The sequence below is a fragment of the Mycobacterium celatum genome, from assembly GCF_002101595.1.
Classification (GTDB): Bacteria; Actinomycetota; Actinomycetes; order Mycobacteriales; family Mycobacteriaceae; genus Mycobacterium; species Mycobacterium celatum.
In genome coordinates, this window is the sequence record NZ_LQOM01000037.1 from 70,995 (window position 1) to 96,623 (window position 25,629).

Below are 25,629 nucleotides of genomic sequence, written 5' to 3' on the forward strand. Positions count from 1 at the left end.
TCGCCGCCCGAACGTGAAACTGGCTTCACGCTCGGGCGAAGAGGGGCTAGGTTTCCACTCCGGCGACCAGCAGATCGAGCATGCGGCTCGTCTGTTCCGGCGAACCGCTGGCCAGGAAGATGCCGATGAGGCTCGTCACCACATCGTCAGGTGACACGTCGGAACGCAGGCTGCCGTCGTCGACACCGGCGCAGAGCAACTTCTCGACGGCACCGACGATGCTGTCGCGAGTCCGGCTGGGCTCCATCGCGCCCGAGGCGAAGATCGCGTGTAACGACTCGGCCATCCCGCGCTTGGTGGCCACAAAACTCGCGTAACGGTCCATCCAGCGTCGCAAGGCAGCCTTGGGCGGATGCCGCTTGAGCAGCTGTTCGGCCGCGGCGGCCACTTCGGCGAGCTCGGCACGGTAAATCGCCTCGACGAGAGCCTCCCGATTGGGGAAATGCCGGTACAGCGTGCCGATCCCGACGCCGGCGTCGCGCGCAATCGACTCAAGCGACACCGGTCGCCCCTCCGCGGCGGCGAACGCTGCGGTGGCCACCTCGAGCAACTTCTCCCGGTTACGGCGCGCGTCGGACCGAATTGGTTCGGATACCAAAGCGGAGGCTCCTCCGGTTATGCTACGGTTCGGACAAGCGGAGGACCCTCCGCCTTTCACCAGTGTGACGGGAGCACCATGACAGATCAATCCCACCCCGGCGGTACCGGCAGGATCGGCGCGGCGACGGTGGCCCGCGTCGGATACGGCGCAATGCAACTGTTCGAGCCGTCGTCTGCGGAGGCGGCCGCGGTGTTGCGTCGCGCGGTGGAACTCGGGGTCAACCACATCGACACCGCGTCGTTCTATGGCCCGGGCGAGGTGAACCGACGGATTCGCCAGGCACTGGCCCCCTACCCCGACGACCTCGTCATCGTCAGCAAGGTCGGCGCGCGATACACCGGCGAAGATCCGGTACCCCTGGCCGCGGCGCAACGGCCCGCGGAGTTGCGCGCCGCGGTCGAAGACGATCTGCGTCAGCTGGGCCTCGACTGCATTCCGGTGGTCAACCTGCGACGCCTCGACCTCGGGCCAGGGCTGCAACCAGAGGGCGACCAAATCGTCGACGTCGACGACCAAATCGCCGAGATGGTCGCGCTGCGCGACGAAGGCAAGATCGGCGCGATCGGCATCAGCGCCGTACCGCTCGACGTGGTGCAGCGGGCGCTGCCCGCCGGCATCGTATGCGTGCAGAACCCCTACAGCCTGCTCGACCGCTCCCAAGAAGCCACACTCGACTTGTGCGCCACCGAGGGCGTCGCCTGGGTGCCGTACTTCCCGCTCGGCTCGGCGTTCCCGGGTTTCCCCAAGGTCGCCGACAACCCGGTGGTGGCCGAGATCGCCGGCGAGCTCGGAGTCACCGGCGCACAGGTGGGACTGGCGTGGCTGCTGGCCCATGCGCCAAACACGTTGCTGATTCCGGGCACCCGGTCGATTGCCCACCTCGAAGAGAACCGCGGCGCGGCCTCCGTCACCCTGAGCGCCGACGCGCTGGCACGGCTCGACGCCGTCGGTGCAACGGAACCCCAACCTCATGGTGTCCAGCCCTTTCGGAGGTAACGTCGCTGCCTGTGGGAAATAGCGCAGCTGCCCGACCGCCGTGGTTTCGGATGTCGCGGCTGGGTTTGCGTTTCGGCGGCGAGGGGGCGCTGGCCGGAATATGCCCGGTGTTCCGCCTGGAGGGAGTCCAAGAGCATTGAGCGACAATCCTTTTGACGCTGATGCGTGGCGACCGGTGGACGGTTTCGCCGGGCTGACCGATATCACTTATCACCGCCATGTCACCGACGCCACCGTGCGCGTCGCGTTCAACCGGCCCGAGGTGCGCAACGCTTTTCGCCCGCAGACCGTCGACGAGCTCTACCGCGCGCTGGACCACGCCCGGATGTCCCCCGACGTCGGGGTGATACTGCTGACCGGCAACGGGCCCTCACCGCGCGACGGCGGCTGGGCGTTCTGCTCCGGCGGTGATCAGCGCATCCGCGGCCGCACCGGCTACCAGTACGCCTCCGGCGAGACCGCCGACACCGTCGACGCGGCGCGCGCCGGGCGGCTGCACATCCTCGAGGTGCAGCGGCTGATCCGCTTCATGCCCAAGGTCGTCATCTGCCTGGTCTCCGGGTGGGCGGCCGGCGGCGGGCACAGCCTGCACGTGGTCTGCGACCTCACCCTGGCCAGCCGCCAGCACGCGAGGTTCAAGCAGACCGACGCCGACGTCGGCAGCTTCGACGGCGGCTACGGCAGCGCGTATCTGGCCCGCCAGGTGGGTCAGAAGTTCGCCCGCGAGATCTTTTTCCTGGGCCGGGAGTACACCGCTGAACAGATGCACGAGATGGGCGCGGTCAACGCCGTCGTCGACCATGCCGAGCTGGAGGCCGCCGGCATCCAGTGGGCCGCCGAAATCAACGCGAAATCCCCTCAGGCCCAACGGATGCTGAAATACGCGTTCAACCTTCTCGACGACGGGCTGGTGGGCCAGCAGCTGTTCGCCGGCGAAGCGACCCGGCTGGCGTACATGACCGACGAGGCCGTCGAGGGCCGCGATGCCTTCCTGGAAAAGAGGCCGCCCGACTGGAGCCGGTTCCCCCGGTACTTCTAGAGGGTGCGCCGTCGAAACCGACGTTTTGCAGGGAAAGCGCGAGAGGCGGGCTGCAAAACGTCGATGTCGGGGCCACACCGCCGGCCCCCTAGACTCCCGACGTGAGCAAAAGTCCACTTCGTCGAATTTCCGAGCAGATCGCCCTGGCCGGCATGCGGCCGCCCATCGCGCCGCAACTGCGCCTCTACAGTCCGGCGGCCAAGCCCGTCGACCTCGACGGCAAACGAATCCTGCTGACCGGCGCGTCGTCGGGCATCGGCGAAAGCGCCGCGGAAAAGTTCGCCCGCCGCGGGGCCACCGTCGTCGCCGTCGCCCGCCGGGAAGACCTGCTCAACGCCGTGGTGGACCGCATCCACGCCAACGGCGGCGCCGCGCTGGCCATCCCCTGCGACCTGTCCGACATGGACGCCGTCGACGCCCTGGTCGCCGACGTCGAACAGCGGCTGGGCGGGGTGGACATCCTGATCAACAACGCGGGCCGCTCCATCCGCCGGCCGCTGGCCGAATCGCTGGAACGCTGGCACGACGTCGAGCGGACGATGGTGCTCAACTACTACTCGCCGCTGCGGCTGATCCGCGGCATCGCGCCCGGCATGCTCGAGCGCGGCGACGGCCACATCATCAACGTCGCGACCTGGGGTGTGTTCAGCGAGGCGTCGCCGCTGTTCTCGGTGTACAACGCGTCGAAGGCCGCGCTGTCGGCGGTCAGTCGCGTCGTCGAAACCGAGTGGGGCCCAAAGGGAGTGCACTCGACGACGCTTTACTACCCGCTGGTGGCCACCCCGATGATCGCCCCGACCAAGGCCTACGAGGGCATGCCGGCGTTGACGCCCCGCGAGGCCGCCGACTGGATGATCACCGCCGCGCGCAGCCGGCCAGTGCGGATCGCGCCGCGCATGGCCGTCGCCGCCAAGGCGCTGGACACCGTCGGCCCTGGCTGGGCGACCGCGCTGATGAAGCGTCAGCGCATCCAACCCAGCTCGTGATAGACACGACCACATGGAAATCCTGGCCAGCCGGATGCTGTTCCGGCCGGCGGACTATCAGCAGTCGCTGAGCTTCTACCGGGACCAGATCGGGCTGGCCATCGCCCGCGAATACGGCGCTGGCACAGTGTTTTACGCAGGGCAGTCGCTGATCGAACTGGCCGGCCACGGTGCGCCCGAGCGCCCCGCCGGCCCATTTCCGGGGGCGTTGTGGCTGCAGGTGCGCGACGTCCGCGCCACCCAGGCAGAACTGGAGGGCCGGGGTGTGCCGATCACCCGGGAGGCCCGCCGCGAACCCTGGGGACTGCATGAGATGCACGTCACCGATCCCGACGGCGTGACCCTGATTTTTGTGCAGATACCGCCGGACCACCCGCTGCGGCGTGACACCCGTGGTGAACGGCGCACTGCCGAAGGTTAACTGAAAGGTAACATCAGGCGACGAGTGGAAATCCACCCGCGTTTCGCATCGCCGTTCGTTAGACACCGCCGGAACCTAGACCCAGAATTGGCCCCGTGAACCTTGAGTTGTTCCTACTGATCATCGTCGTGATCACGGCACTCGCGTTCGATTTCACTAACGGGTTCCACGACACCGGCAACGCCATGGCCACCTCCATCGCCAGCGGCGCGCTCTCCCCGAAAGCCGCGGTGACTCTGTCCGCGGTGCTGAACCTTGTCGGGGCCTTCCTGTCCACCGCCGTCGCGGCGACGATCGCCAAAGGTCTGGTGGACGCTCAACTGGTGACGCTGGAACTGGTGTTTGCCGGTCTGGTCGGCGGGATCGTGTGGAACCTGCTGACTTGGCTGCTCGGTATCCCGTCAAGCTCTTCGCACGCCCTGATCGGCGGCATCGTCGGCGCAATGATCGCCGCGGTCGGCGGCCACGGGGTGATCTGGACCGGCCTGGTGTCACGCGTGGTGATCCCGGCGGTGGTGGCGGCCGCACTGGCCACCGCAGTCGGAGCGGTCGGCACCTGGCTGGTCTACCGAACCACCCGCGGAGTTCCGGAAAAGCGCACCGACCACAACTTCCGCCGCGGCCAGATCTTCTCGGCGGGCCTGGTTTCGCTGGCCCATGGCACCAACGACGCGCAGAAGACGATGGGCGTCATCTTCCTGGCGCTGATGTCCTACGGCGCTGTCAGCCGGAGCGCCACCCTGCCGCCGCTGTGGGTGATCGTGTGCTGCGCGGTCGCGATGGCGGCGGGAACCTACTTCGGCGGCTGGCGGATCATCCGCACCCTGGGCAAGGGGCTGGTCGAGGTCAAGCCCCCGCAGGGTATGTCGGCCGAAACGTCGTCTGCGGCAATCATCTTGCTGTCTGCGCACTTCGGTTACGCGTTGTCGACCACGCAGGTGGTGACCGGGTCCGTGCTGGGCAGCGGCGTGGGCAAACCCGGCGCGGAGGTGCGCTGGGGCGTGGCCGGCCGGATGGCGACCGCGTGGGCGGTGACGCTGCCGTCGGCCGGCATCGTCGGTGCCCTCACCTATCTGCTGGTGCACAGCATCGGCGGATACTTCGGCGTGCTAGTCGGTTTCACGCTGCTATCCGCGGCGGCCCTGGCCATTTGGCTGCAGTCGCGCAAGGTGCGGATCGACCACACCAACGTCAACAACGACTGGGCCGGCAACCTGACGGCCGGGTTGGAATCGACCAACGGGCACGTCCCGCAGGTCAACGGACGAGTTCCGGGCACCGAATCCGTGCCCGCTGGGAGTCTCCACGCGTCATGACCACCTGGTTCAACTACGCTGCCACGCTGAAGATCCTGGTCTTCGGCCTACTCGTCGGCGCTGCACTGCCCGTGCTGTTTGCGGTCGGGGTGCGGCTGGGCGCCGTCGGCGCCGGGGTCACCGGCGACGCCGCCACCCGAAAGCGCCCCGCAATGACCGCGCTCAGCTGGGCGATCTTCGCGCTGGTGCTGGGTGCCGTTGCGCTCGGTGTGCTGTTCATCGCTCGCGACTTCATCGCCTACCACACCGGCTGGTTCATCCTCGGCGCCAGGTCCACGTAGCATCGAATCTGTTGGCTGCTTGATGCGTGACGGAGGCCCAAGCCGGGAAGTTGACGCAGTGTGAACCGATTCCTCAACTCGATCGTCGCGTGGTTGCGGGCGGGATACCCCGACGGGGTCCCGCAAACCGATTACATACCGCTGCTTGCGTTGCTGTCCCGGCGGCTGACCAACGACGAGGTCAAAGCGGTGGCCCGTGAGTTGATGCAGCGCGGCGAGTTCGATCACATCGACATCGGCGTGGTGATCACACAGTTCACCGATGAGCTGCCGTCCCCTGAGGACATTGAGCGAGTGCGGGCCCGCTTGGCCGCCAAGGGCTGGCCGTTGGACGACGTCCGCGAGGGTGAGGAGCGCGAATAGCCGTCCTGCGCGCACTTGCCATCCCGCCGGGCGCCGCGGTGCGCACACTGATGCCCGCGCTGGAAGATGTTCTGTCCGGCCGCGATTCGGCCTTTGTACCGGCGCCGGTTGGGGCTTCAGGGTTGTCACCGCTGCGGATTGGCGAAGCCATCGACGATGACGTCGCGCTGGTGGCGACGACGTCGGGCACCACGGGACCGCCCAAGGGTGCGCTGCTGACGGCCGATGCGCTTCGCGCGAGCGCAACGGCCACCCACGACCGCCTGGGCGGGCCCGGCCGCTGGCTGCTGGCGTTGCCGCCATATCACATCGCCGGCGTGCAGGTGCTGGTGCGCAGCCTGGTGGCCGGGACAGTTCCGGTGGAGCTGGACGTCTCGTCGGGCTTCGATGTGGCTCAACTGCCTTCTGCCGTAGGGCGTTTGGGGCCCAGCCGACGATATGCGTCGTTGGTGGCTGCCCAGTTGGTCAAGGCGCTGACCGACCCGGCGGCCGCCGCGGCGCTGGCTTGCTTGGATGCCGTGTTGATCGGTGGCGGGCCGGCGCCGCGACCTGTGCTGGATTCCGCTGCTAGAGCCGGCATTACCGTGGTACGCACCTACGGGATGAGCGAGACTGCCGGCGGCTGCGTGTACGACGGTGTGCCTTTGAAGGGGGTGCGGCTGCGGGTGGACGCCGACGGGCGCATCGTGATCGGCGGCGTGACATTGGCGAAGGGCTACCGCAATCCCGTCGATCCCGATCCGTTCGCCGAGCCGGACTGGTTTCGCACCGAAGACATTGGCGCGCTTGATGGTTCGGGTGTGCTCACGATATTGGGCCGAGCTGACGAGGCGATCAGCACCGGCGGGTTGACCGTGTTGCCGCAGCCGGTGGAGGCCGCCCTGCGCACGCATCCCGCCGTGGCCGAGTGTGCAGTGTTCGGGGTCGCCGACGATCGGCTGGGTCAGCGGGTGGTCGCGGCGGTGGTGGCCGTTAAGGGTTGCGCCACACCGACACTGGATGACTTACGTGCGCACGTCGCGGGCACGCTGGACGTCACTGCGGCACCGCGCGAATTGCACATTGTCGACGCGCTGCCGATGCGCGGCATCGGCAAGGTGGACCGGCAAGCCTTGGCGCGCCGATTCGGCGGCTAGCCGAGGTTGGTCTGCCGAAAGCGGGTCATGTGCGTCCCACCGCACCTATTGTCCTGCCCGCCGCCGACGAAGCACAGCAGTCAACACCAAAGTCAAGACCCCGACAGACATTAGAGCTAGGCCACCGAGACCAGCGACGAAGGCGCCGACGAAATCACCCATGTGAAGGTCTCCGCCGACGCCGAACGTGTCGGACGAAGACCCTGTGCAGCTGACCGTGTAATCGCCGGACTGGCTGGCGGTGATCGTGAAGTATGCCTTCCACTGATTCAGGGTCAGGTCTCCGTTGTAGTTCGTCATCGCGACGCCGACTCCCGGCGTTACGCCGCAATGGACTCGGTGCCGGGCGCCGGTGTCGGCGTTGGCGATGAAGACGACGTTTGTGCCGCCCGCATCGATGTGCAGGGTGGTGGACTCGCCACTGCCGAAGGTGTGCTCGGTGCGGGGCTGCTTGCCCATGACGTCGATCAACTTGACGCCCGCGCCAACGCCGAACACAACACCCAGGACAATCAGCGCCGTACCGATGGCATACCAGTACTTTCTTGGTGCGGCCTTACCGACCGCCGGATACGGTGGGTAGGCCCCCGGCGGGCGCACGACCGGTGAATTCCAACCGTATCCGGGGTGCGCATCAAATCTTGGCTGGTAAGCCGGCGGCGGCATCAGTGGCGGGTTGCCTCGGTCAGCGCCGGACCAGTCCGGTGGATCAATTGGCATGGGCGCCCCCTGTTCGTCCGTTGGAGATGCCCACAAGCGTCCCACAGCGCGTCGTCAAGAAGGTTCACCGGCGCAAACGTCGGACCGTCGTGCGGCGCCGTACCAATAGGCTGACCGGTGATGAAGATCGGTCGCAGGGAGGCAATCGCGGCCGCAGTCGGGTTCGTCCTGGTTGCGGCCGCATTCGTGTTGCCGCGGCTGCATTTGGGCATCATGTCGCGCCGTCATTCGGCGCCCGATCGATTCGGCTCGCATGCCGGCGCCGCGCCGCTATTCGGTTGGTTCGATGCCCATGTCGGCTGGGGCACCGTCCCGGCCATTGTGATCGGGCTGGCCGCGGTGATCTGGGGGCCGGTAGTCGCCCAGCGACTGCGATGGCGGCTCCTGACGTGGGTGACCTGGGCGACCGCCTTCGCGTGGGCGTTTTCCCTGGCGATGATCGACGGCTGGCGGCGCGGCTTCGCCGGCCGGCTGACCACCAAAGACGAGTACCTGCACGAAGTTCCGGGCATCACCGATATCCCGCGGGCGCTGCGCACCTTTTCTGGCCGCATCCTGGATTTCCAACCACACTCGTGGACCACCCATGTGTCTGGTCATCCTCCTGGCGCGCTGCTGACGTTCGTCTGGCTAGATCGCATCGGCTTGAGCGGCGGCGCATGGGCGGGCCTGCTGTGTCTTTTGGTTGGGTCCAGCGCGGCAGCCGCGATCTTGATCACGCTGCGGGCGGTCGCCGGCAAGGCAACTGCCCGCATCGCCGCACCATTCGTCGCGGTGGCACCGACGGCGATCTGGATCGCCGTCTCTGCGGACGGATACTTCGCCGGGGTGGCGGCCTGGGGCATCGCGCTGTTGGCGGTGGCGGTACACAGCGAGGTGCGACGCCCCCGCTTGGCGGCGGCAGGGTCGGGCCTGCTGCTCGGCTGGGCCCTCTTCCTCAACTACGGGCTGACGTTGATGGCGCTACCGGCGTTCGCCGTCCTGGTGTGCGCGAGAGATTGGCGACCCGCGCTGCGGGCTCTGGGACCGGCCGTGCTGGCGGCCGTCGCGGTGGTCCTGGTATTCGCCGCCGTCGGCTTCTGGTGGTTCGACGGCTATACCCTTGTCCAGCAACGCTATTGGCAGGGTCTCGCGAGCGATCGACCGTTCGGGTATTGGAGCTGGGCCAATCTGGCCGCAGCGGCGTGTGCGACGGGCTTGGGTAGCATTGCCGGTCTGGGGCGGGTGTTCGACGCGGCGGCGATCCGCCGACGATCCGGTATTCATCTGCTGATGCTGGCGCTACTGATTGCGATCGTCTGCGCCGACCTGAGCATGCTCAGTAAGGCCGAGACGGAACGGATCTGGCTGCCGTTCACCGTCTGGCTGACCGCGGGTCCCGCGTTGCTTCCGGCGCAGTCGCATCGATTCTGGCTGGCGGTCAATGTAATTGGCGCGCTACTGGTGAACAGCCTGATCTACACGAATTGGTAGCGACTACAGCCCCGCCGCGCGGGCGGCTTGGGCGAACCGGCTGCTGGCTCGGCAGATTTCGCGTACTGCGGCCACGTCGTCTGCGACATCGAAATCAGCCAACTCCTGCAGCAGTGAGGCCTCAATACCGCTGGAATTCAACGCTTTTAACGTGAGAAGCCCGGTGTCCGGCTGCGACATTGGAACGGCGCGCAGACAGTCGGCGCTCTCCGGTGTGCGCACCCCCAACGCCCACCAACCGCCGTCACGGGCGAAACCGAGCACGGCCGGCGATTCGCACAACCGTCGCCCGCAGTCGACCAGCAACTCGGCGGTCACCTGTGGGGTGTCCATCCCGATCTGCAACACCGGATACCCGTCGGCCGCGTCCACGTGCGCGTTGGCCAGCCGGTCGGCAAAGGTATTGCCGCGCTGAGGAATAACGGTGAACGACGTGAGCCGGCTTCGGATCTCGTCGGCGTCGACAGCCGCGTCGAGCTCACCGGTGAAAGCCACCACCCGCGCAGCGAACGGCGCAGCCGTCACCGCGTCGAGGGTGTCCAGCAGTGCGGCGGCCGCGATCTCGGCGGCGACCCGGTCACCCACCGTCGCGGCCAGCCGCGTCTTAGCCCAACCCGGCACCGGCGCTTTGGCCACCACCAGCACCGTCACCGGCACGACGCTCATGAGATCGCCTTCCAGAAGTCAAGGATCGCGATCACGCTGCCCCGCAGTGAACCGCTCACCTTCGATTTGCCGCCGGTGCGCGCGCCGTAAGCGACGTCGTGTTCGACGACACGCCAGCCGGCGGCCGCCGCCCGCACCAGCAACTCCAGCGGATAGCCCGAGCGGCGGTCCGTGATGCCCAAACCCAGCAGGGCATCGCGACGAAATACTCGCATGGGCGCGATGTCATGCACCGGCAAGCCGTGCCGGGAGCGCAGCCGCCAGCTCATCATCACACTGCCGAGCCGCGCGACCCACGGCCAGTGCAATCCGGGCACCGGTCTTCGACGCCCAACGGCAAGGTCGGCGCCGTTGTCGAGCTCGGTGACCAGCCGGGGCAGGTCGGCGGGATCCAGGGAGCCGTCGGCGTCGATGACTGCCACGATCGGCGTCGTCGCCGCCACCACCCCCGCGTGGACCGCGGATCCGTAACCGGGCCGCGGCTCGGTGACGACGGTGGCGCCGTGGCGGCGAGCCAGCTCGGCGGTGTCATCGGTGCTGTTGTTGTCGACCACCAGCGCGTGGTAGCCGGCGGGGATGGCCGCCAGCACGTTCGGCAGCGACTCGGCCTCATTCATACAGGGCAGCACCACCGTGACCAGACCGTCAGGCATGTCGATTGACCTTAAAGCGTGTCGGACCCCGAGCGCACGGTGTCGGTAAGCAGGACGGGAAGGACATTGCCACCGTCGACGACTACCTCGACCTCTTATCCGACAAGATGCTCAAGCGCGGGTGGACCGTTGCAGTAACTCGGGAACGTGCGGATGCCGTTCGCTTACACGATCGACCTCACCAAATCTTTTGCGCGCCTCGGGTTGTCGCTAGGAGTCGGGCAAACGGTGGACCGGCTTGACCAGAGATTCCTGCGGCAGATGTGACGGCCGGGACACAGCTGATTGGTAACTCGCGTCGATGGCCACAAACCCAGTTGGTAGACGATGGCGGCGTTTCAGTGGCCGAAGCCGCCGAACCCGCCACCGCCGAATCCACCGCCGCCGGAGCTAGAGCCGCCGCCGATGCCACTGCTACCGGAACCGCCGCCACCGGAGCCGGACCCACCGGACCCGAAGCCGCCTGATCCGCCACCGGATCCGATACCGCCACCGCCACTGCTACCGGATCCCCCTCCGCCGGAGCCAAAGCCGCCGCCAGAGCCAGGGCTGCCGGACCCGCCGGAGCTCGTCCCGCCCGAACCAGAGCCGCCACCGCCGGTGCTACTGGAGCCGCCACCCGTGCTGCCGGATCCGCTGCCACCCGATCCGGCGCTGCCCGATCCACTGCCACCGCCGGTGCTCCCCGAGCCGCTTTCGCCGCCAGTGCCACCGGACCCGGTGCCGCTGGAGCCACTGCTGCCCGACCCCGACCCACCGGTGCCGCCGCTCCCGCTGCCACCCGGGTTCGTGCCCGGGTTAGTACCGGGATTCATCCCCGGATTCGTGCCGGGATTCGTCCCCGGATTGGTACCGGGATTCGTCCCCGGATTGGTCCCGGGGTTCGTGCCAGGGTTAGTTCCAGGATTCGTCCCCGGGTTAGTACCGGGGTTCGTCCCGGGATTGGTCCCGGGGTTCGTCCCAGGGTTAGTTCCAGGATTCGTTCCCGGGTTCGTCCCCGGATTGGTGCCCGGGTTAGTGCCGGGATTCGTCCCCGGGTTCGTTCCAGGGTTCGTCCCTGGATTGGTGCCGGGCAGAGGCCCGCTGGGCACATTGATCGGGAGCGGAATCGGTATCGGGATCGGCACCGGGTTGAAGCCCGGCGCAGGCGGGGCGGCTGGCGGCGGTGCCTGCTCGACGGGCGGCGGAGCAACCGGCGGCGCGCTGGGCGCCTGCTGCGGACCCGGACTCGAAACGCCCTGCGGTGAGCCCGGATTGCCGACCACCGGAGCCTGCACTTGCGGGCTCGCGTTGGGTGACGGCAACACCGGCATGAAGTTCCCCGGCACGGGCTTCTGTTGCTGCTGCGGCTGTTGCACCGGCGGGGGCTGAGGTTGACTGGCGGCGCTCGGGCGAACGCCGATCGTCACCGCAACAGCTAACGCGGCACATCCCGCGACCACGATCCCGCCCACGGTGCTGCCCACCAGCAAGGCCCGGCCAACCGGCTGAGCGACGACCTCGGTCTCGCCGTAGTCCTCGTCGTCGCCGTCGTATTCCATCGGCAGCAGTTCGGAGCCGTCGTCGGCCATAGAGTACGCCAGCTGGTGCTCCGCCTCCGGCACCTCTGCCGCCGGCTCGTTGATCGTCGGGTCCTCGACCGGCATCGCCGCATCGGTCATGGCCGCCGCGGGCGCAGCCATCGTCGCGTCCTGGGCGGGCATGGCGGCCTGCGTCATCGTCGCCGGCGCCGCGGCCATCGCGGCGCCCCACGCGACTGTGAGGTCAGGATCGCCCGTCGGCATAGTTGCGGTGGCTTCCGGGCTGGTGATCAGCGCAGTTGCCGCTTCTGACTCGGGCAACACCGCGACGTTCTCGACGCCGGAATCGTCCAGCGCGCGCCGCAGCTCGTCGGCTTGCTGCTCATCCGACCAGCACAACCGAGTACCGACCAGCCGATGGTCCTCTGCGGCCAGCAGCCGATGGGTGCCGAGCACCGTTTCGGTCAGTTTGTCGACCGCATCCGAACCCAGGTCGACCACCGATTCGTCGATCAGGGCGTCGCCGTCGGGTCCCGAGCCGACCAGCGCCAGACGGGCGACCGGACCGCTGACCGCGACGCCCAAAGTCACGTCCACCGTGGCGCTCCTTTCTGACACTGCAGTATCGGCTATTCGGCCGACGAAGGCTGAGCGAATATCCAGATCCAGCCTACGGAAGTGCGCCTCGCGCCGGAGCGGGCCTGCGTAGGCCACACTGGATGACAACCGACGACGACGTTCGCGGCGAGCAGCGCGAACCTGTCATATCGCAAGGGGAAACTGGTGACCGACAGCCGCGACGACACGAGTACGGTGCGCCACGGCGCCGTCCCGCGGACCGAAAACCAACTGCCGTCACGATCCGTGGTGACCCGCAAGACCATTCAGCGTTGGAACATCGGGCGCGACGTGGTCGCCGGTGTTTTGTTGCTCATCGCATTGGCTTTACCGTGGAACCTTTATTTCGGCGTCGGCGTCCCCGGCAGCCGCGGTGGACTGTTCACGGTAGTTCTTGTGGCGACGCTGCTTTCACTGACCTCCATCGCCGGCTCGTGGCGCCTGGATCCGTTGGCCCGTCGGCTCCGCGCCCCACTCAACATCCCCTACCTGCTGTTGGTGCTGGGATTTGTGGTGTTCGACGTGGTCCAGACGGTCCGGTATGGCGGCAGTGCCAATGTGCCGGGCGGCATTGGACCGGGCGCATGGCTCGGAGTCGCCGGCTCGTTGTTGAGCGCTCAACCGCTGATCACTGCGACGGCCGCCGACAAGGATAGGTTCCGCCGGTGGCTGCTGTCGGCCCGCATCCTGGGCTATGCGTCGATCGTTGGGGCGGCGCTGGCTGTGGGGTTCAACTTGTTCTGGCGGACAAAGGCCGCCCTGCCCACCGGCTCATCGGGTTTCGGCAAGCAGAACGTCGCAATCATCGCCACCGCGGTCGTGTACGGCATTGTGGCGTTGGTTGCCGTCGTCGTCGCAACCCGATGGATCTTCCAGGGCAGCAGGGTAACTCGGCTTGCGGTCATCGGGTTGGGAGCGTCCACCCTGCTCGCCGGAATCGTCGTCTGGGTCTTGCCCATTGGCCGCGAGATTGACGGATTCCACGGCATCGCGCAGAACACCTCCACGTCCGGGGTTGGCTTCGAGGGCTACTTGGTCTGGGCGGCGGCCGCGGCGGTGTTCGCACCGCTGACATTGCTGCGCATCGCCACGACGGAGCACATCCCCGAAAGTTTGTGGCGACCGGCGGCACGGAAAGGCTTGCTGCTCATCATCGTTTGGTGTGCCGGATCGGTGCTGATGCGCATCACCGACATCGTCGTCTCGGTGAGCTTGAACCTGCCGTACTCGCCCTACGACAGCGCGGCGATGGCCGCATTCGATCTGGTGACCGCCGTGCTCGCGGTGTGGCTGTACCTCAACCTCGCCAACTTGTCACTTCCCCGGCCCGTGATCTCCTCGCTGTGCGGAGTTCTCTTCGTACTCAGCGTTTCCCGCATCGTGATCGCCGTCGCGCTGGCGCCGCGGTATGCCAGTTCACCCTCCTGGCTGAGCAACCCGGTTTACGGCAACGACCTCGTCCAGCAGATCACCAGCACGTTCGACGTCGTACTGTGCGGCCTGACCCTGTGTATCCTCGCCGTCGTCATCGTCACCGGTCGAGCGGCTCAACACCGTACCGCCTCACCAGAACCCGTGACCACTCGGCTGGACACCGGCCGACCACGAATCTTTCGGGGTGACAACGCTCCCACGCAGCAGCTGTCCCGTGCGCCCAAGATCTACCGGCCCGGACAACGCTAACCGCGCAGCGGCGCCGACGCGAATTCGCGCAACCCCTGTTGCGGGTCGACGGCCGCGCGGAAGCCCAAAATCCGGGCAGCCCGGGCCGGATCGGCGACGATATGGCGTACGTCGCCGCTGCGATACTGGCCGGTGACGACCGGCGACACACTGCCGTCGCGCGCATCGCATAGCGCTGTCGCCACTTCCAGGATCGAAATCGGCTGGCCCGAACAGACATTTGCGGCGACAAAGCCCTTATGGTCAGACGCCGCAGCGGCCACGTTGGCGGCCGCCACGTCGTCGACGTGCACGAAATCGCGCATCTGGCCGCCATCTTCGAAAACTGGTGGCGCCTCGTCTTTTTCGAGCGCCGACCGGAAAATAGCGGCCACGCCCGAATACGGGGTGTCGCGCGGCATGCCCGGCCCGTAGACGTTGTGGTAGCGCAGCGCCACCACCGAGCCGCCGGTCGACTCCGACCACGCCAGCGCGTAATGCTCCTGTGCGGCCTTGCTGGCCGCGTACAGGCTGCGCGGCCGCAGCGGAGCTTCCTCGTCGACCAGCTGCCACGCCACTTCACGGCCGCAGCGCGGGCAGCGGTGCTCGAATACCCCGGCATCCAGGTCGGCCCGGCTCCGCGGCGGCGGGTCGACGGGCCCGTGCTCGGCGCAGCGGTAGCCACCCTGGCCGTAGACCACCATCGACGACGCCAGCACCAGCCGCCGCACGCCGGCGGCGAACATCTGCGCGAGCAGCACCGTGGTGCCAAAGTCGTTGTGGCTGCCGTACGCCGGGGCGTCGGCGGCATTCACCCCGGCACCGACGACGGCGGCCTGATGACAGACCAGGTCCACCCCGGTCAGGAGCGGAGCCAGTGCGTCGGCGTCGCGGACGTCCACCCGTCGGCATCCCGGTGGCACCACCGCATCTGGTCCGTGCGCGGCCGGTAGCAGGGCGTCGATCGCAATGACCTCGTGCCCCGCCGCTTGCAACGCCGCATGCACCCGGGAGCCGATGAAGCCGGCGGCGCCGGTCAGCAGCACCCTCACGGCAGGTCGAACGGCAGGCCGACGCCGGCGTGTGACTGGCAGTCGGTGCAGGTGCGCTCGGCGGCGACCTGGCCGATGGCCTCGTGCACCAGCTTCTTGAACGGCTCGATGTTCTTCTCGAATTCGCTGAACACGCCGACGGCCGTCACTCCCGCGCCCACCTCGATTCCGGCGTCCAGGTCGGTCACCAAAGCGATTGAAGCATAACACATCTCGAGTTCGCGGGCGAGCACCGCCTCGGGATAGCCCGTCATGTTGATCAGGGTGAATCCGGCGGCGGCGTACCACTGGCTTTCCGCGCGGGTGGAAAACCGCGGGCCCTGGATCACCACCATGGTGCCGCCGTCGACCACGCCGGGCAGGCCGGTGACCGCGGCACGCAAAGCCGGGCAGTACGGATCGGCAAATGCGGCGTGTGCCCCGCCGGATTCGAAGTAGGTGTCGGCGCGGCCGTGGGTGCGATCCACCAATTGGTCGGGCACCACGATCGAGCCGGGCCCGAGATCGGGCGTCAGGCTGCCGACCGCGCACGGCCCGAAGACCCGCCGCACGCCTAGCGCGCGCAGCGCCCACATGTTGGCCCGGTATGGGACGGTGTGCGCCGAATACTGATGCTGCGCGCCGTGACGGGGCAGGAAGGCGACCTCATGCTCGCCGACGACGCCGACGGTGACCGGGGCGCTGGGTTCGCCGAACGGGGTGTCGAGTTTGATGGTGCGCGCGTCGGCCCCGAAAAAGGTGTAGAAGCCGCTGCCGCCGATCACTCCGAGCATGTACGCCGTTCCTCCTCATCGCTCCGCTCTGCATCGTCGCCGGCGGGCATTAGCTCATTCTGGTACAGCGCATGGAACGATCGAGCCATGGCTAGCTTTGCGCAGTGGATCGCCGGTGCGCGGCCACGCACGCTGCCCAACGCCGTCGCCCCGGTGATCGCGGGCACCGGCGCCGCGGCTTGGCTGCATGCCGCCGTCTGGTGGAAAGCACTGCTGGCGTTATTGGTCGCGTGCGCCTTCGTTATCGGGGTCAACTTCGCCAACGACTACTCCGACGGCATCCGTGGCACCGACGACGACCGGGCCGGCCCGGTGCGGTTGGTGGGATCGCGGCTGGCCACGCCGCGCTCGGTGCTGGCGGTGGCTGTGGCGAGCCTGAGCGTCGGGGCGGCGGCCGGGCTGGCATTGGCGCTGACCAGTGCGCCGTGGCTGATCGCCGTCGGGGCGGTGTGTATCGCCGGGGCTTGGCTGTATACCGGCGGGTCAAAACCCTACGGGTACGCGGGTTTTGGCGAACTTGCGGTGTTCGTGTTCTTCGGCCTGATTGCGGTCTTGGGCACCGAGTACACCCAGGCGCTGCGGGTCGACTGGGTGGGCCTGGTTTTGGCGGTGACGACGGGCGCGCTGTCGTCGGCGGTCTTAGTGGCCAACAATCTGCGCGACATCCCGACCGACGCGCAGTCCGGCAAGATCACGCTGGCGGTGCGGCTGGGCGACGCCGGAACGCGGACGCTGTATCACGTGCTGCTGGTGCTCGCCGCGGTGTTGACGCTGGTGCTGATGCTCGCCACGCCCTGGTGCGCCGTGGGGTTGGTGGCCGCGCCGTTGGGTTTGCGTGCCGCGCGCCCGGTGCGATCCGGCCGCACCGGGCCCGAGTTGATTCCGGTACTGCGGGATACCGGGCTGACGATGCTGGTGTGGTCGGTCGCGGTGGCTTTGGCGCTGGCGCTGGTTGACTGCACGTCGAGCGTGTACTGGGGGCGAAATTTCGGCCGGTTTTCCGCCGTGAGTACACGTTCGGCGCCTAGGGCGAAGCCGGGGCGCCTAGGGCGAAGCCGGGGCGCCTAGGGCGAAGCCGGGGCGCCTAGGGCGCGTCAGTCTTCGGGCGGAGCCTCGCCGCGCAGCCGGGCGCGCAGTTGTTCACGGTCGCGGCGTCGTCGCGCGGTGGCCGCCTCGATCCCCGCGGTGGCGCGCCGGCGCAGTGGGCTGAACAGCCAGATGCCAAGCGGCATCGCGATGATCAATGCGAACAAGGCGGCAACGACCAAGGGGAACTCCCGCACACCGAGCAGTCGGGCCACCCCGTAGATCGCGGCGGTCAGGGCCACCGCCAGAGCAATCCGGGCCGCCCCGTAGAGCAGCACGTCGACCACGGCGCGACCAGCGGGGCTTCGACCAACCGGCACGGTCCGAGCCTACGGTGCGCGTATATTCGGATGCAGGAGGTGTCGAGTGCTCTACCTGCTCCTCGTCTTGGTCCTGGGGACGCTGATCTACCTTGGCTTGCGGGCCGCGCGTTCGCAGGTGAACCGCCCGAAGACTCGCGTCATCGGACCCGACGACGATCCGGAGTTCCTGTGGCGGTTAAGCCACGGCGATAACAACCCGCGTTAGATAAACCCTGCGGTGCGGCGGTCGTCGCTCGGGAAACCATCGGCCACAACGGCTGCCAACTCGATCAGCGCTTCGCGCGTCTCCCGCTTCAACCGTTCCAGGCTGATTTCCGCGCCCTCCTCGAGATGCGGGTCGAACGGGATCAACCGCACCGCGCGGCAGCGCCGCGAGAAGTGATCGACCACCTTTTGCATGTCGACCTTGCCTGACCGGGGCCGCACCGCGTTGATCACCGCGATCGAGTTGCGCACCTGCTCCTCGTGGCCGTGCGCGTCCAGCCAGTCCAGCGTCGCCGAGGCGCTGCGGGCGCCGTCGATCGATCCCGAGCTGACCACCACCAGCGTGTCGGCCTTGGACAGCACCGCCGACATCGCCGAGTGCAGCAGCCCGGTGCCGCAGTCGGTGAGCACTAAGCCGTAATAGCGCTCCAGGATTTCCAGCGTGCGGGTGTAGTCCTCGGCGCTGAACGCATCCGACATCGCCGGATCGCTCTCCGAGGCCAGCACCTCCAGCCGGCTCGGGCCCTGCGAGGTGTAGCTGCGCACGTCGCTGTAGCGCTGGATGCCCTCGGCGTCGCGCAGCAAATGCCGCACGGTGGCCGGGGTCTCCAACGGAACCTTCTGGCTGAGTGTGCCGCGGTCGGGGTTGGCGTCGACGGCGATCACCCGGTCGCCGCGGATGGACGCGAAGGTGGCGCCGAGGCAGGCGGTGATCGTGGTCTTGCCGACACCGCCCTTCAGCGACAGCATCGCGATGCGGTAGCAGCCCCGCAGCGGCCGGTTGGCCTGCATGATCAGGTCGTTGTAGCGGTTGACCCGCGGGCTTTCCCCTACGTTGATCAGCTGGCCGGAAAGAATGTAGAGCCATTTGCGCCAGCCCTCCGACGGCGGCGGCTTGACCTGGCGCAACAGGGTGCTGGTGGACAGCTCCGGGTACGGCGACGGCGGGTGGTGTACCGCACCTTGGCGGTACGGCGCGTTCGACGGCTGTCCGCCGTAGAAACCGGTGCCGTACGGCGGCGAGTCGACGACCCGGGGCAGGCCCTTGGCCGGAGTGGCCGCCCAGGCCCGCGGCTCGACACGGGTTGGCGGCGCCAGGCCGCCTACGGTCTCGTTCTCGGCGAAGCGGCGTTCGGTGCGGAACCCGGCGAATGCCTTGGTCTCGGCGTTGCTGGTCCTGGCATCCGGCTCACCGGGGTGCGGCTGTGGCGGCTGTGGCGGCAATTCCGTCGTCGGATGGTCTTCATGCCCTCGAGACGCCCCAGCGCCCTGGGCCGGATGCTCAGACACGTGCACTTCCCCTCGTTGCAGTACTCGGGTCGTTTGTCGATGAACGATCGCCCTGGTCAGCCAACACCCGCATATGAATGCAGGCCAACAGTCACCAGGTTAACGAAGAACAGATTGAAGACCATGGCCACGAAGCCGGCCACGTTGATCCACGCGGCTTTGCGGTCGCGCCAGCCCGCCGTCGACCTGGCATGAAGGTAGGCGGCGTACACCACCCAGGCGATGAACGCCACAGTTTCCTTGGGGTCCCAGCCCCAGTAGCGGCCCCAGGCTTCCTCGGCCCAGATGGCGCCGAATATCACGCCGAACCCGAAGACCGGGAAGCCGAAGATCGTCGTTCGGTAGGCGATGCGGTCCAGGGTTTGGGCGTCGGGCAGCCGTTGCACCACGCGGGCGTCGGCCATCCGCGAGGTCCGCAGCAGGAACAGGATGCTGGCGACCCCGGCCACCAGGAACACCCCGGAGCCCAGGCTGACCACCGAGACATGGATCGGCAGCCAGTAGGACTGCAGCGCCGGCATCACCGGCGCCGCGTTGGCGTACAGCCAGCGTCCGGAGACCGTCAGCAGTATCAGCACCGGCAGCAGCAGGAACACCCACAGCGGGCGATATTGCGGGCGGCGCAGCGTGACCGCACCGGCGACCAACCCGCAGAAGCAGGTCAGGTTGATGAACTCGTACATGTTGCCCCACGGCACCCGCGCGGTGGCCAGACCGCGCAGCACGATGCACGCCAGCAGCATCGCGATCCCGACGTAGACCAGCGCCAGACCGGCCCGCCCGATACGCTCGTCGAACGGGCGCCGCGGGGCCTCCTGCACGACGCCCGGGGTGGCGCTGTCGGCGGCAACCCCGACGCTCACCAGCTCTGTGGCTCTGCGGGTGCGCATGTAGGCGAGTTCGGCGGCCAGCAGCAACAGCGCGACCACCAACACAACCACCGCCGAAGTGAACGCCCAATCGGAGGTGCGCGCCAGGCCGATGTGGACGTGCGCGGTGTTCATCCGACGCCTACCTCCTCCCGGTCGCCCGCATCGAACCCGGCCAGTAAGCGGCTGGTCAGCCGCTCGAATTCGTCGCCCCAGCCGGAGTTGTCGGTGCGGGCCAGACCGCCGAGCTCGACGTTCACCGTATCGGCTGTTCCGGTTGGGACGATCCGCGCCCAGACCCGTCGTCGTCGCACCAGCAGCGATACCAGCAACCCGGCCATCATCGTGATCGCGGATACCAGCACCCAGACCTGGCCCGGGTCGTGGGAGACCTGCAGGTTGACGAACGGCACGGCGCCGTCGAAACGCACCGTAGTGCCGTCCTCGAGCGTTACCGCTTCACCCGCGCGCAGGTTCACCCGTTTGGCCTTGGTCAGCCGGTGCTGCTCGATCAGCCGCGGATCCAGCGTGTACAGCGACTGCGGCCGGCCGGTGTCCAGCCCGGTGTCGCCCCGGTAGATGTCGACGGCCACCGCGGGCGCGTTCAGGGCGGGAAAGCTCGATGACAGCAATGTGCCATCGAGCTGCTCGGTAGGGGCGAGCAGTCCCTGGATGGCGATCTGATGTTTGCGACGCTGATCGGGGTCGGGAAAGCTGCCGGCCGGCGGGTCGATGCGGGCCACGCCCGACGACAGCAGGGTCTGCGGGTTGTCGGGCCGCCACTGCACCGTCGACGTGCGGGTACGCCCGTCCGGGAAGGTCACCGTGAACGTCGGCGCGTAGCCGTGGCCCTGCAGATACACCCGGTCGCCGCCGGTGCGCAGGGGGTGGTTGACCTCCAGCCGGTAGGGCCGCCAGCTGTCGGTCGTCAGGTCGCGGCCGGTCTGGTAGTCGATGTTCGCGGCGAACGACGTGGCCTGCCCCGACGGCAGGTAGTGCGCGTCAAAGTTGTTGACGCGGATGCAGATTGGGTGCAGCGAGGTGCCGTCGACGGTGTTGCCGGCGCGGAACGAGTCGAAGGCGGCCGGCGACGCCGAGCAGAACCCGGGGCCGCCGTCGGCGATGACGATCACGTTGCCCTCGTAGCCGAACATCTTGCCGACGGCCACCGCGAGCAGCAGGCCCAAAAGCGCGAAATGGAATGCCAGGTTGCCGAATTCGCGCAGGTAGCCTTTTTCGGCGGACACCACGACGGTGCCTTCTGGTGGCGACCCGCTGCACCCGGCTTCGCCGCGCTGGCGATCGCCACGGTCGTCGTGGCGACGGGTTACGGTGCGCCAGCCGCGCAGCCGGTGGGTGATCGTCGTTGCTATGTGCTCGGGATCGCCGGTGACCGTGGCGGTGGTGTGCTTGGGCAGCCGCGCCAGGTTGCGCGGTGCGGCAACAGGTTTGGCCCGCAGGCTTTTCGCGTGTTCGGCCATCCGCGGGGTCAGGCAGCCGACCAGCGAGGTGAACAGCAGCACATAGATCGCGGTGAACCAGAAGCTGCCGAACACATCAAACGCCTGCACCGCGTCCAGCCACGGCCCGATCACCGGATGGGCAGTCAGGTAGTCGTCGACCTTGCCGGCGTTGAGGCTGCGCTGCGGCAGCAGCGCGCCGGGGATGGCGCCGAGCGCAAGCAGGAACAGCAGCACCAGCGCGGTGCCCATCGACGTCAGCGCCCGCCAGGTGTTGCGTGCTGTGGCGAGCAGACGCAAAAGGCCCTTACGCCTCGGCGTGTCGGGGGCTTTTGCGTCTGCTCGCGCCACTAGACCGGCAGCCTCACGTCGGTGACGAACGCGTCGCGCAGCCACGAGACGAAGTCGTTCCAGCCGCCGCTGATCAGCGCGACCCCGACGGCGATCAGCAGCACGCCGCCGACGATCTGCAGCGCCCGGGTATGGCGACGCAGCCACCCTAGCCCGGCCACCGCGCTGGCCGACCCAAATGCCAAGAGCACGAACGGAACTCCCAACCCCAGGCAGTAGGCGATCACCAGCGCGATGCCGCGCGCGACGCTGGCGCCGTCGGTCGCCGAGGCGACGGTGATCACCCCGGTCAGCGTCGGGCCTAGGCACGGTGTCCACCCCAGCGCGAACACCGCGCCCAGCAGCGGCGCTCCCGCCACCGTCGAGAGCTGCCGCGGGGTGAACCGGGCCTGGCGCTGCAGGGCCGGGATGAACCCGACGAACACCAGCCCCATCACGATGGTCAGCGCCCCGCCGACCCGTTGCAGCAGAAGCTGATTGGTGATCAGCGTGGTGGTCATGCCGAGTACCGCGACGGTGCCGAGCACGAACACCGCGGTGAACCCGGCGACGAACAGCGCGGCCGACCCGGCGACCCGCCACCGCGCGGCGTGCGTCCGGGGCTCGTCGACGCCGACGACGGCCGCCAGATACGAGAGATAGCCGGGCACCAGCGGCACCACACATGGCGACGCGAACGACACCAGCCCCGCCAGTAGGCACACCGCCAGCGCCACCAACAGCGGCCCAGCGGCGGCGATTTCGGTGAACCCGCTGCTCATTGTGGCCCCGGCGGCGCCTGATCCTCGGTGGCAAGTCGCTGCACGAGCGGCTGCAGGTCCCCGGCGAGCAGCTCGCGCAGGAACACCGCGGCAACCCGATGCCGGCGGTCGAGCACCACGGTCGACGGGATCACCGTGGCCGGGTATTTGCCGCCGAACGCGATCATCGTGCGCATCGCCGGGTCGTAGATCGACGGGAACGTGGCGTGGCGGTCGGTGACGAAGTCCTGCGCGGCCTGACGGTTGTTGTCGCGCACGTCGATTCCGAGGAAAGCCACCCCGTCGGCGCGGGTGGCGTCGTAAACCTGTTGCAGCTGAGCGACTTCCGTCCGGCACGGTCCGCACCACTGCCCCCACACGTTGATGACGACGACCTTGCCGGGAAAGTCGTCGACGGACAGCGTGCGCGCGGGCTCCATCAGGTCCGGGCCGGCCAGCGGCCCGGGGCGACCGCGGTGATCGGGCGGGTCGTAGAAGATGTCGGTCTTTCCGCCCGGCGCGACGAATTCGAAGGTGCCGCCCTGCGCGACGGCGTCGTCGCCGTGAGAGCAGCCGACCAGCAGCGCGGCCAGCACCGCGCTGAGGATGGCCAGCCGGCGCATGTCAACAGCCGCCCGGCAGCGAATACTGCACGTCGACCAGCTGATCGCCGTCGTAGACCAGCGAAGTCACCGAGCCCACCGCGCATTGCCGCCGGGTGGGCCAGTGCCAGAGCCGCCGGCCGGTCAGGTGCAGCCGCACCGTCCAGATCGGCAGCTGGTGGCTGACGCATACGGCTTCGTGGCCGGCGGCCCGGGCCCGCGCCTTGTCGACCGCGGTGGTCATCCTTGCCGCGATCTGGGCGTACGGCTCACCCCACGACGGGGTGAACGGGTTGCGCAGGTGCCACCACACCCGCGGGTCGCGCCAGGCGCCGTCGCCGGGTGAGACTCCCCTGCCCTGCAGGATATTGGTCGATTCGATCAGGTCGGGGTCAGTGTCCACCGGCAGGTCGTGGCGGGCGGCGATAGGCGCGGCCGTCTCCTGTGCACGCTGCAGCGGCGAGGCGATCACCGCGACCACGTCGCGGTCCGCCAGCGCGTCGGCCACGGCCTGCGCCTGCCGAATTCCCTTGTCGGACAGGCGGAATCCCGGCAGGCGTCCATAGAGGACGCCGTCGGGGTTGTACACCTCGCCGTGACGCACCAGGTGAATTCGGGTCAACATCGGGGTTTCGGCTCCTTGGCTTCCTTGGCTGCGGCGGCGGCCGCGGGTAGTGCGCCGGCGATCCGGTCGAAGGCGGCGTCGTCGAGCGCGGCCGAGACGAACCACGCCTCGAACGCGCTGCAGGGTGGGTAAACACCGGCGTCGAGCAGCACATGGAAGAACGGGGGGTAGCGCCAGGTGTCGCTGGCGCGGGCGGTGGCGAAGTCGGTCACCGGCTCGTCGGCGAAGAACACCGACAGCATGTTGCCTGCCCGTGGAATCTGATGTGGCACACCGGCTTCCTTCAGAGCTTCAGAGAGGAGCCCGGCCAACCGGTCGGCGTTGGCGTCCAGCGCCGCATAGACGGCGTCGTCAGCGGCCCGCAGCGTGGCCAGGCCCGCGGCCACCGCCACCGGGTTGCCCGAGAGGGTGCCGGCCTGATACACGGGGCCGAGCGGGGCCAGCCGTTCCATCACCTCGGTGCGTCCGCCGAACGCCGCGGCGGGCAGCCCGCCACTCATCACCTTGCCGAAGGTGAACAGGTCGGCGTCGACGGGATCGATTCCGTACCAACCGCTTCGGCTGACCCGGAAACCGGTCATCACCTCGTCGACGATCAGCAGCGCGCCGTGCTCGGCGGTGATCGTCCGCAGCGCGGCGTTGTAGCCGGGCACCTGCGGGACGACGCCCATGTTGCCGGGGCTGGCCTCGGTGATGACCGCTGCAATCTGGTCGCCGAACCGGGCGAACGCCTCGCCCACCGCGTCAATGTCGTTGTAGGGCAACACGATCGTGTCGGCCGCGGTAGCCCCGGTGACGCCGGGCGACGATGGCAGGCCCAGCGTCGCGACGCCGGATCCGGCGTCGGCCAATAGAGCGTCGACGTGGCCGTGATAGCAGCCGGAGAACTTGACGATCTTCGCGCGGCCGGTGTACCCGCGGGCCAGCCGCACCGCGCTCATCGTGGCCTCGGTGCCGGAGTTCACCAACCGTATCCGGTCCACCGGCGCCACCCGGTCGACGATCTCGGCGGCCAGCTCGGTCTCCGCGGGCGTCGGCGCCCCGAACGAGACACCAAAGGCCGCGGCTTGCTGCACGGCGTCGACCACCGCGGGGTGGGCATGGCCCAGAATCATCGGGCCCCACGAGCAAACCAGGTCCACGTAGCGGTTGCCGTCAGCGTCGGTGAGCCAGTAGCCGCTGGCCTCGGTGATGAAGCGCGGCGTACCGCCCACGGCCTTGAAGGCCCGCACCGGGGAGTTCACCCCGCCGGGGATGACGGCGCAGGCGTCGTCGAACAGCTTCGCCGAGGTTTCGGTGCTGTACATGGCCACCAGTGTCCCAGTTGCGGCAAAACGGTCGACTACAGGGTGTAGTTCTGGGCCGACGGGGTTGAGTTGGGCAGGCCGCGGCAGGTTGGATGGCTACATGCAACTACCGCAGCGGCTCGCCCGATTCAACCGGCACGTCACCAACCCGATCCAGCGAATGTGGGCTGGCTGGCTCCCCGGATTCGGGATTCTCGAGCACGTCGGGCGGCGCTCCGGCAAACCGTATCGCACCCCGCTGAATGTGTTCAGCGCCACCATCGACGGCAAGCCCGGCGTGGCGATCCTGCTGACCTATGGCCCGGACCGCGACTGGCTGAAGAACCTCAACGCTGCCGGCGGCGGGCGGATACGGCGCAACGGCAAAACCTTCGGCGTCGTCCAGCCGCGGACGGTCACCAAGGAAGAAGCGGCCGAATACATCAGCAGCCGATCGCGGGCGCTGTTCGCCCGGCTGCCGTTCGAGCAGGCGGTTCTGCTCACCCGAATCGACTAG

At 68.2% G+C, this 25,629-nt stretch carries 27 protein-coding genes and 1 pseudogene; 13 read left to right on the plus strand and 15 right to left on the minus strand.

The window, feature by feature from the left end; all coding sequences use genetic code 11:
- Positions 1-46: 46 nt before the first annotated feature.
- Complete coding sequence (locus AWB95_RS16575; RefSeq protein WP_062538294.1) at positions 47-583, minus strand: TetR/AcrR family transcriptional regulator; 537 nt, start codon at positions 581-583, stop codon at positions 47-49.
- 93 nt (positions 584-676) lie between these two features.
- Between AWB95_RS16575 and AWB95_RS16580 the strand changes: the two genes are divergently transcribed.
- The 8 genes from AWB95_RS16580 (at position 677) to menE (ending at position 7,139) form a co-directional block, all read left to right on the plus strand.
- Positions 677-1,597, plus strand: a complete 921-nt coding sequence (locus AWB95_RS16580; protein WP_062538283.1) for an aldo/keto reductase — start codon at positions 677-679, stop codon at positions 1,595-1,597.
- A gap of 136 nt (positions 1,598-1,733) precedes the next feature.
- Positions 1,734-2,636 (plus strand): 1,4-dihydroxy-2-naphthoyl-CoA synthase, encoded by a 903-nt coding sequence (locus AWB95_RS16585; RefSeq protein ID WP_062538282.1) that lies wholly within the window; start codon positions 1,734-1,736, stop codon positions 2,634-2,636.
- A 101-nt stretch (positions 2,637-2,737) separates the two neighbouring features.
- The gene (locus tag AWB95_RS16590) at positions 2,738-3,622 is read left to right on the plus strand and encodes an SDR family oxidoreductase (protein ID WP_062538281.1); all 885 of its coding nucleotides are present in this window, start codon (positions 2,738-2,740) and stop codon (positions 3,620-3,622) included.
- Positions 3,623-3,635: 13 nt separating this feature from the next.
- Positions 3,636-4,043 carry a VOC family protein gene (locus tag AWB95_RS16595; RefSeq protein WP_062538280.1) on the plus strand — a complete coding sequence of 136 codons (408 nt, stop codon included), beginning with the start codon at positions 3,636-3,638 and terminating at the stop codon, positions 4,041-4,043.
- Between the two features lie 95 nt (positions 4,044-4,138).
- Positions 4,139-5,359 carry an inorganic phosphate transporter gene (locus AWB95_RS16600; RefSeq protein WP_062538279.1) on the plus strand — a complete coding sequence of 407 codons (1,221 nt, stop codon included), beginning with the start codon at positions 4,139-4,141 and terminating at the stop codon, positions 5,357-5,359.
- On the plus strand, positions 5,356-5,640 hold the full coding sequence (locus tag AWB95_RS16605; protein ID WP_062538278.1) for a hypothetical protein: 285 nt from the start codon (positions 5,356-5,358) through the stop codon (positions 5,638-5,640). Before AWB95_RS16600 ends, AWB95_RS16605 begins: the two co-directional genes overlap by 4 nt.
- Before the next feature lie 60 nt (positions 5,641-5,700).
- Positions 5,701-6,003, plus strand: a complete 303-nt coding sequence (locus AWB95_RS16610) for a DUF3349 domain-containing protein (protein WP_062538277.1) — start codon at positions 5,701-5,703, stop codon at positions 6,001-6,003.
- A 50-nt stretch (positions 6,004-6,053) separates the two neighbouring features.
- Complete coding sequence (gene menE / locus AWB95_RS16615) at positions 6,054-7,139, plus strand: o-succinylbenzoate--CoA ligase (protein ID WP_062538293.1); 1,086 nt, start codon at positions 6,054-6,056, stop codon at positions 7,137-7,139.
- A gap of 45 nt (positions 7,140-7,184) precedes the next feature.
- On the opposite strand, the gene AWB95_RS16620 is transcribed toward menE, so the two are convergent.
- Entirely contained in the window at positions 7,185-7,805 is a 621-nt protein-coding gene (locus tag AWB95_RS16620; RefSeq protein ID WP_142358460.1) for a hypothetical protein, read from the minus strand.
- Positions 7,806-7,979: 174 nt separating this feature from the next.
- On the opposite strand from AWB95_RS16620, the gene AWB95_RS16625 reads away from it, so the two are divergent.
- Positions 7,980-9,332, plus strand: coding sequence for a hypothetical protein (locus tag AWB95_RS16625; RefSeq protein ID WP_062538275.1), 1,353 nt, complete (start codon positions 7,980-7,982; stop codon positions 9,330-9,332).
- Between the two features lie 3 nt (positions 9,333-9,335).
- Here AWB95_RS16625 and AWB95_RS16630 read toward each other — a convergent pair whose 3' ends face one another.
- From AWB95_RS16630 to AWB95_RS23510, 3 genes are all read right to left on the minus strand, one after another.
- Entirely contained in the window at positions 9,336-9,998 is a 663-nt protein-coding gene (locus AWB95_RS16630) for a TIGR04282 family arsenosugar biosynthesis glycosyltransferase (protein ID WP_062538274.1), read from the minus strand.
- On the minus strand, positions 9,995-10,651 hold the full coding sequence (locus tag AWB95_RS16635) for a glycosyltransferase family 2 protein (RefSeq protein WP_062538273.1): 657 nt from the start codon (positions 10,649-10,651) through the stop codon (positions 9,995-9,997). The genes AWB95_RS16630 and AWB95_RS16635 overlap by 4 nt, the downstream gene beginning before the upstream one ends.
- Before the next feature lie 338 nt (positions 10,652-10,989).
- Positions 10,990-12,768, minus strand: a complete 1,779-nt coding sequence (locus AWB95_RS23510; protein WP_062538272.1) for a DUF7159 family protein — start codon at positions 12,766-12,768, stop codon at positions 10,990-10,992.
- Positions 12,769-13,020: 252 nt separating this feature from the next.
- Here AWB95_RS23510 and AWB95_RS16645 point away from each other — a divergent pair, with 252 nt between their 5' ends.
- The gene (locus tag AWB95_RS16645; RefSeq protein WP_099539580.1) at positions 13,021-14,472 is read left to right on the plus strand and encodes a DUF7937 domain-containing protein; all 1,452 of its coding nucleotides are present in this window, start codon (positions 13,021-13,023) and stop codon (positions 14,470-14,472) included.
- On the opposite strand, the gene AWB95_RS16650 is transcribed toward AWB95_RS16645, so the two are convergent.
- Both AWB95_RS16650 and AWB95_RS16655 read right to left on the minus strand, forming a co-directional pair.
- Positions 14,469-15,503, minus strand: coding sequence for an NAD-dependent epimerase/dehydratase family protein (locus AWB95_RS16650; protein ID WP_062538271.1), 1,035 nt, complete (start codon positions 15,501-15,503; stop codon positions 14,469-14,471). The genes AWB95_RS16645 and AWB95_RS16650 overlap by 4 nt on opposite strands.
- Positions 15,500-16,276, minus strand: coding sequence for an S-methyl-5'-thioadenosine phosphorylase (locus tag AWB95_RS16655; RefSeq protein ID WP_062538270.1), 777 nt, complete (start codon positions 16,274-16,276; stop codon positions 15,500-15,502). The genes AWB95_RS16650 and AWB95_RS16655 overlap by 4 nt, the downstream gene beginning before the upstream one ends.
- A gap of 87 nt (positions 16,277-16,363) precedes the next feature.
- Between AWB95_RS16655 and AWB95_RS16660 the strand changes: the two are divergent.
- Positions 16,364-17,224, plus strand: a pseudogene (locus AWB95_RS16660) (1,4-dihydroxy-2-naphthoate polyprenyltransferase); the annotation flags it as partial.
- Between the two features lie 146 nt (positions 17,225-17,370).
- Here AWB95_RS16660 and AWB95_RS16665 read toward each other — a convergent pair.
- Entirely contained in the window at positions 17,371-17,682 is a 312-nt protein-coding gene (locus AWB95_RS16665) for a DUF4229 domain-containing protein (protein WP_062538860.1), read from the minus strand.
- A 46-nt stretch (positions 17,683-17,728) separates the two neighbouring features.
- Here AWB95_RS16665 and AWB95_RS23040 point away from each other — a divergent pair, with 46 nt between their 5' ends.
- Positions 17,729-17,890, plus strand: coding sequence for a hypothetical protein (locus tag AWB95_RS23040; protein ID WP_099539569.1), 162 nt, complete (start codon positions 17,729-17,731; stop codon positions 17,888-17,890).
- Here the strand turns inward: AWB95_RS23040 and AWB95_RS16670 are convergent.
- The 7 genes from AWB95_RS16670 to hemL form a co-directional block, all read right to left on the minus strand.
- Complete coding sequence (locus AWB95_RS16670; RefSeq protein WP_180275976.1) at positions 17,887-19,179, minus strand: MinD/ParA family ATP-binding protein; 1,293 nt, start codon at positions 19,177-19,179, stop codon at positions 17,887-17,889. The two genes, AWB95_RS23040 and AWB95_RS16670, sit on opposite strands and share 4 nt — an antisense overlap.
- Positions 19,180-19,235: 56 nt before the next feature.
- Entirely contained in the window at positions 19,236-20,183 is a 948-nt protein-coding gene (gene ccsB, locus AWB95_RS16675; protein WP_062538862.1) for a c-type cytochrome biogenesis protein CcsB, read from the minus strand.
- Positions 20,180-21,760 (minus strand): cytochrome c biogenesis protein ResB, encoded by a 1,581-nt coding sequence (resB, locus tag AWB95_RS16680; RefSeq protein WP_084706961.1) that lies wholly within the window; start codon positions 21,758-21,760, stop codon positions 20,180-20,182. Before resB ends, ccsB begins: the two co-directional genes overlap by 4 nt.
- A 98-nt stretch (positions 21,761-21,858) precedes the next feature.
- Complete coding sequence (locus AWB95_RS16685) at positions 21,859-22,620, minus strand: cytochrome c biogenesis CcdA family protein (protein ID WP_062538864.1); 762 nt, start codon at positions 22,618-22,620, stop codon at positions 21,859-21,861.
- Positions 22,617-23,222: a TlpA disulfide reductase family protein gene (locus AWB95_RS16690; protein ID WP_062538865.1), complete on the minus strand. Its 606-nt coding sequence runs from the start codon at positions 23,220-23,222 to the stop codon at positions 22,617-22,619. Before AWB95_RS16690 ends, AWB95_RS16685 begins: the two co-directional genes overlap by 4 nt.
- Position 23,223: 1 nt before the next feature.
- Positions 23,224-23,826 carry a histidine phosphatase family protein gene (locus AWB95_RS16695; RefSeq protein ID WP_062538866.1) on the minus strand — a complete coding sequence of 201 codons (603 nt, stop codon included), beginning with the start codon at positions 23,824-23,826 and terminating at the stop codon, positions 23,224-23,226.
- Positions 23,820-25,133 carry a glutamate-1-semialdehyde 2,1-aminomutase gene (hemL, locus tag AWB95_RS16700; RefSeq protein ID WP_062538867.1) on the minus strand — a complete coding sequence of 438 codons (1,314 nt, stop codon included), beginning with the start codon at positions 25,131-25,133 and terminating at the stop codon, positions 23,820-23,822. The genes AWB95_RS16695 and hemL overlap by 7 nt, the downstream gene beginning before the upstream one ends.
- 100 nt (positions 25,134-25,233) lie before the next feature.
- Between hemL and AWB95_RS16705 the strand changes: the two genes are divergently transcribed.
- Positions 25,234-25,629: a nitroreductase family deazaflavin-dependent oxidoreductase gene (locus AWB95_RS16705; RefSeq protein ID WP_062538868.1), complete on the plus strand. Its 396-nt coding sequence runs from the start codon at positions 25,234-25,236 to the stop codon at positions 25,627-25,629.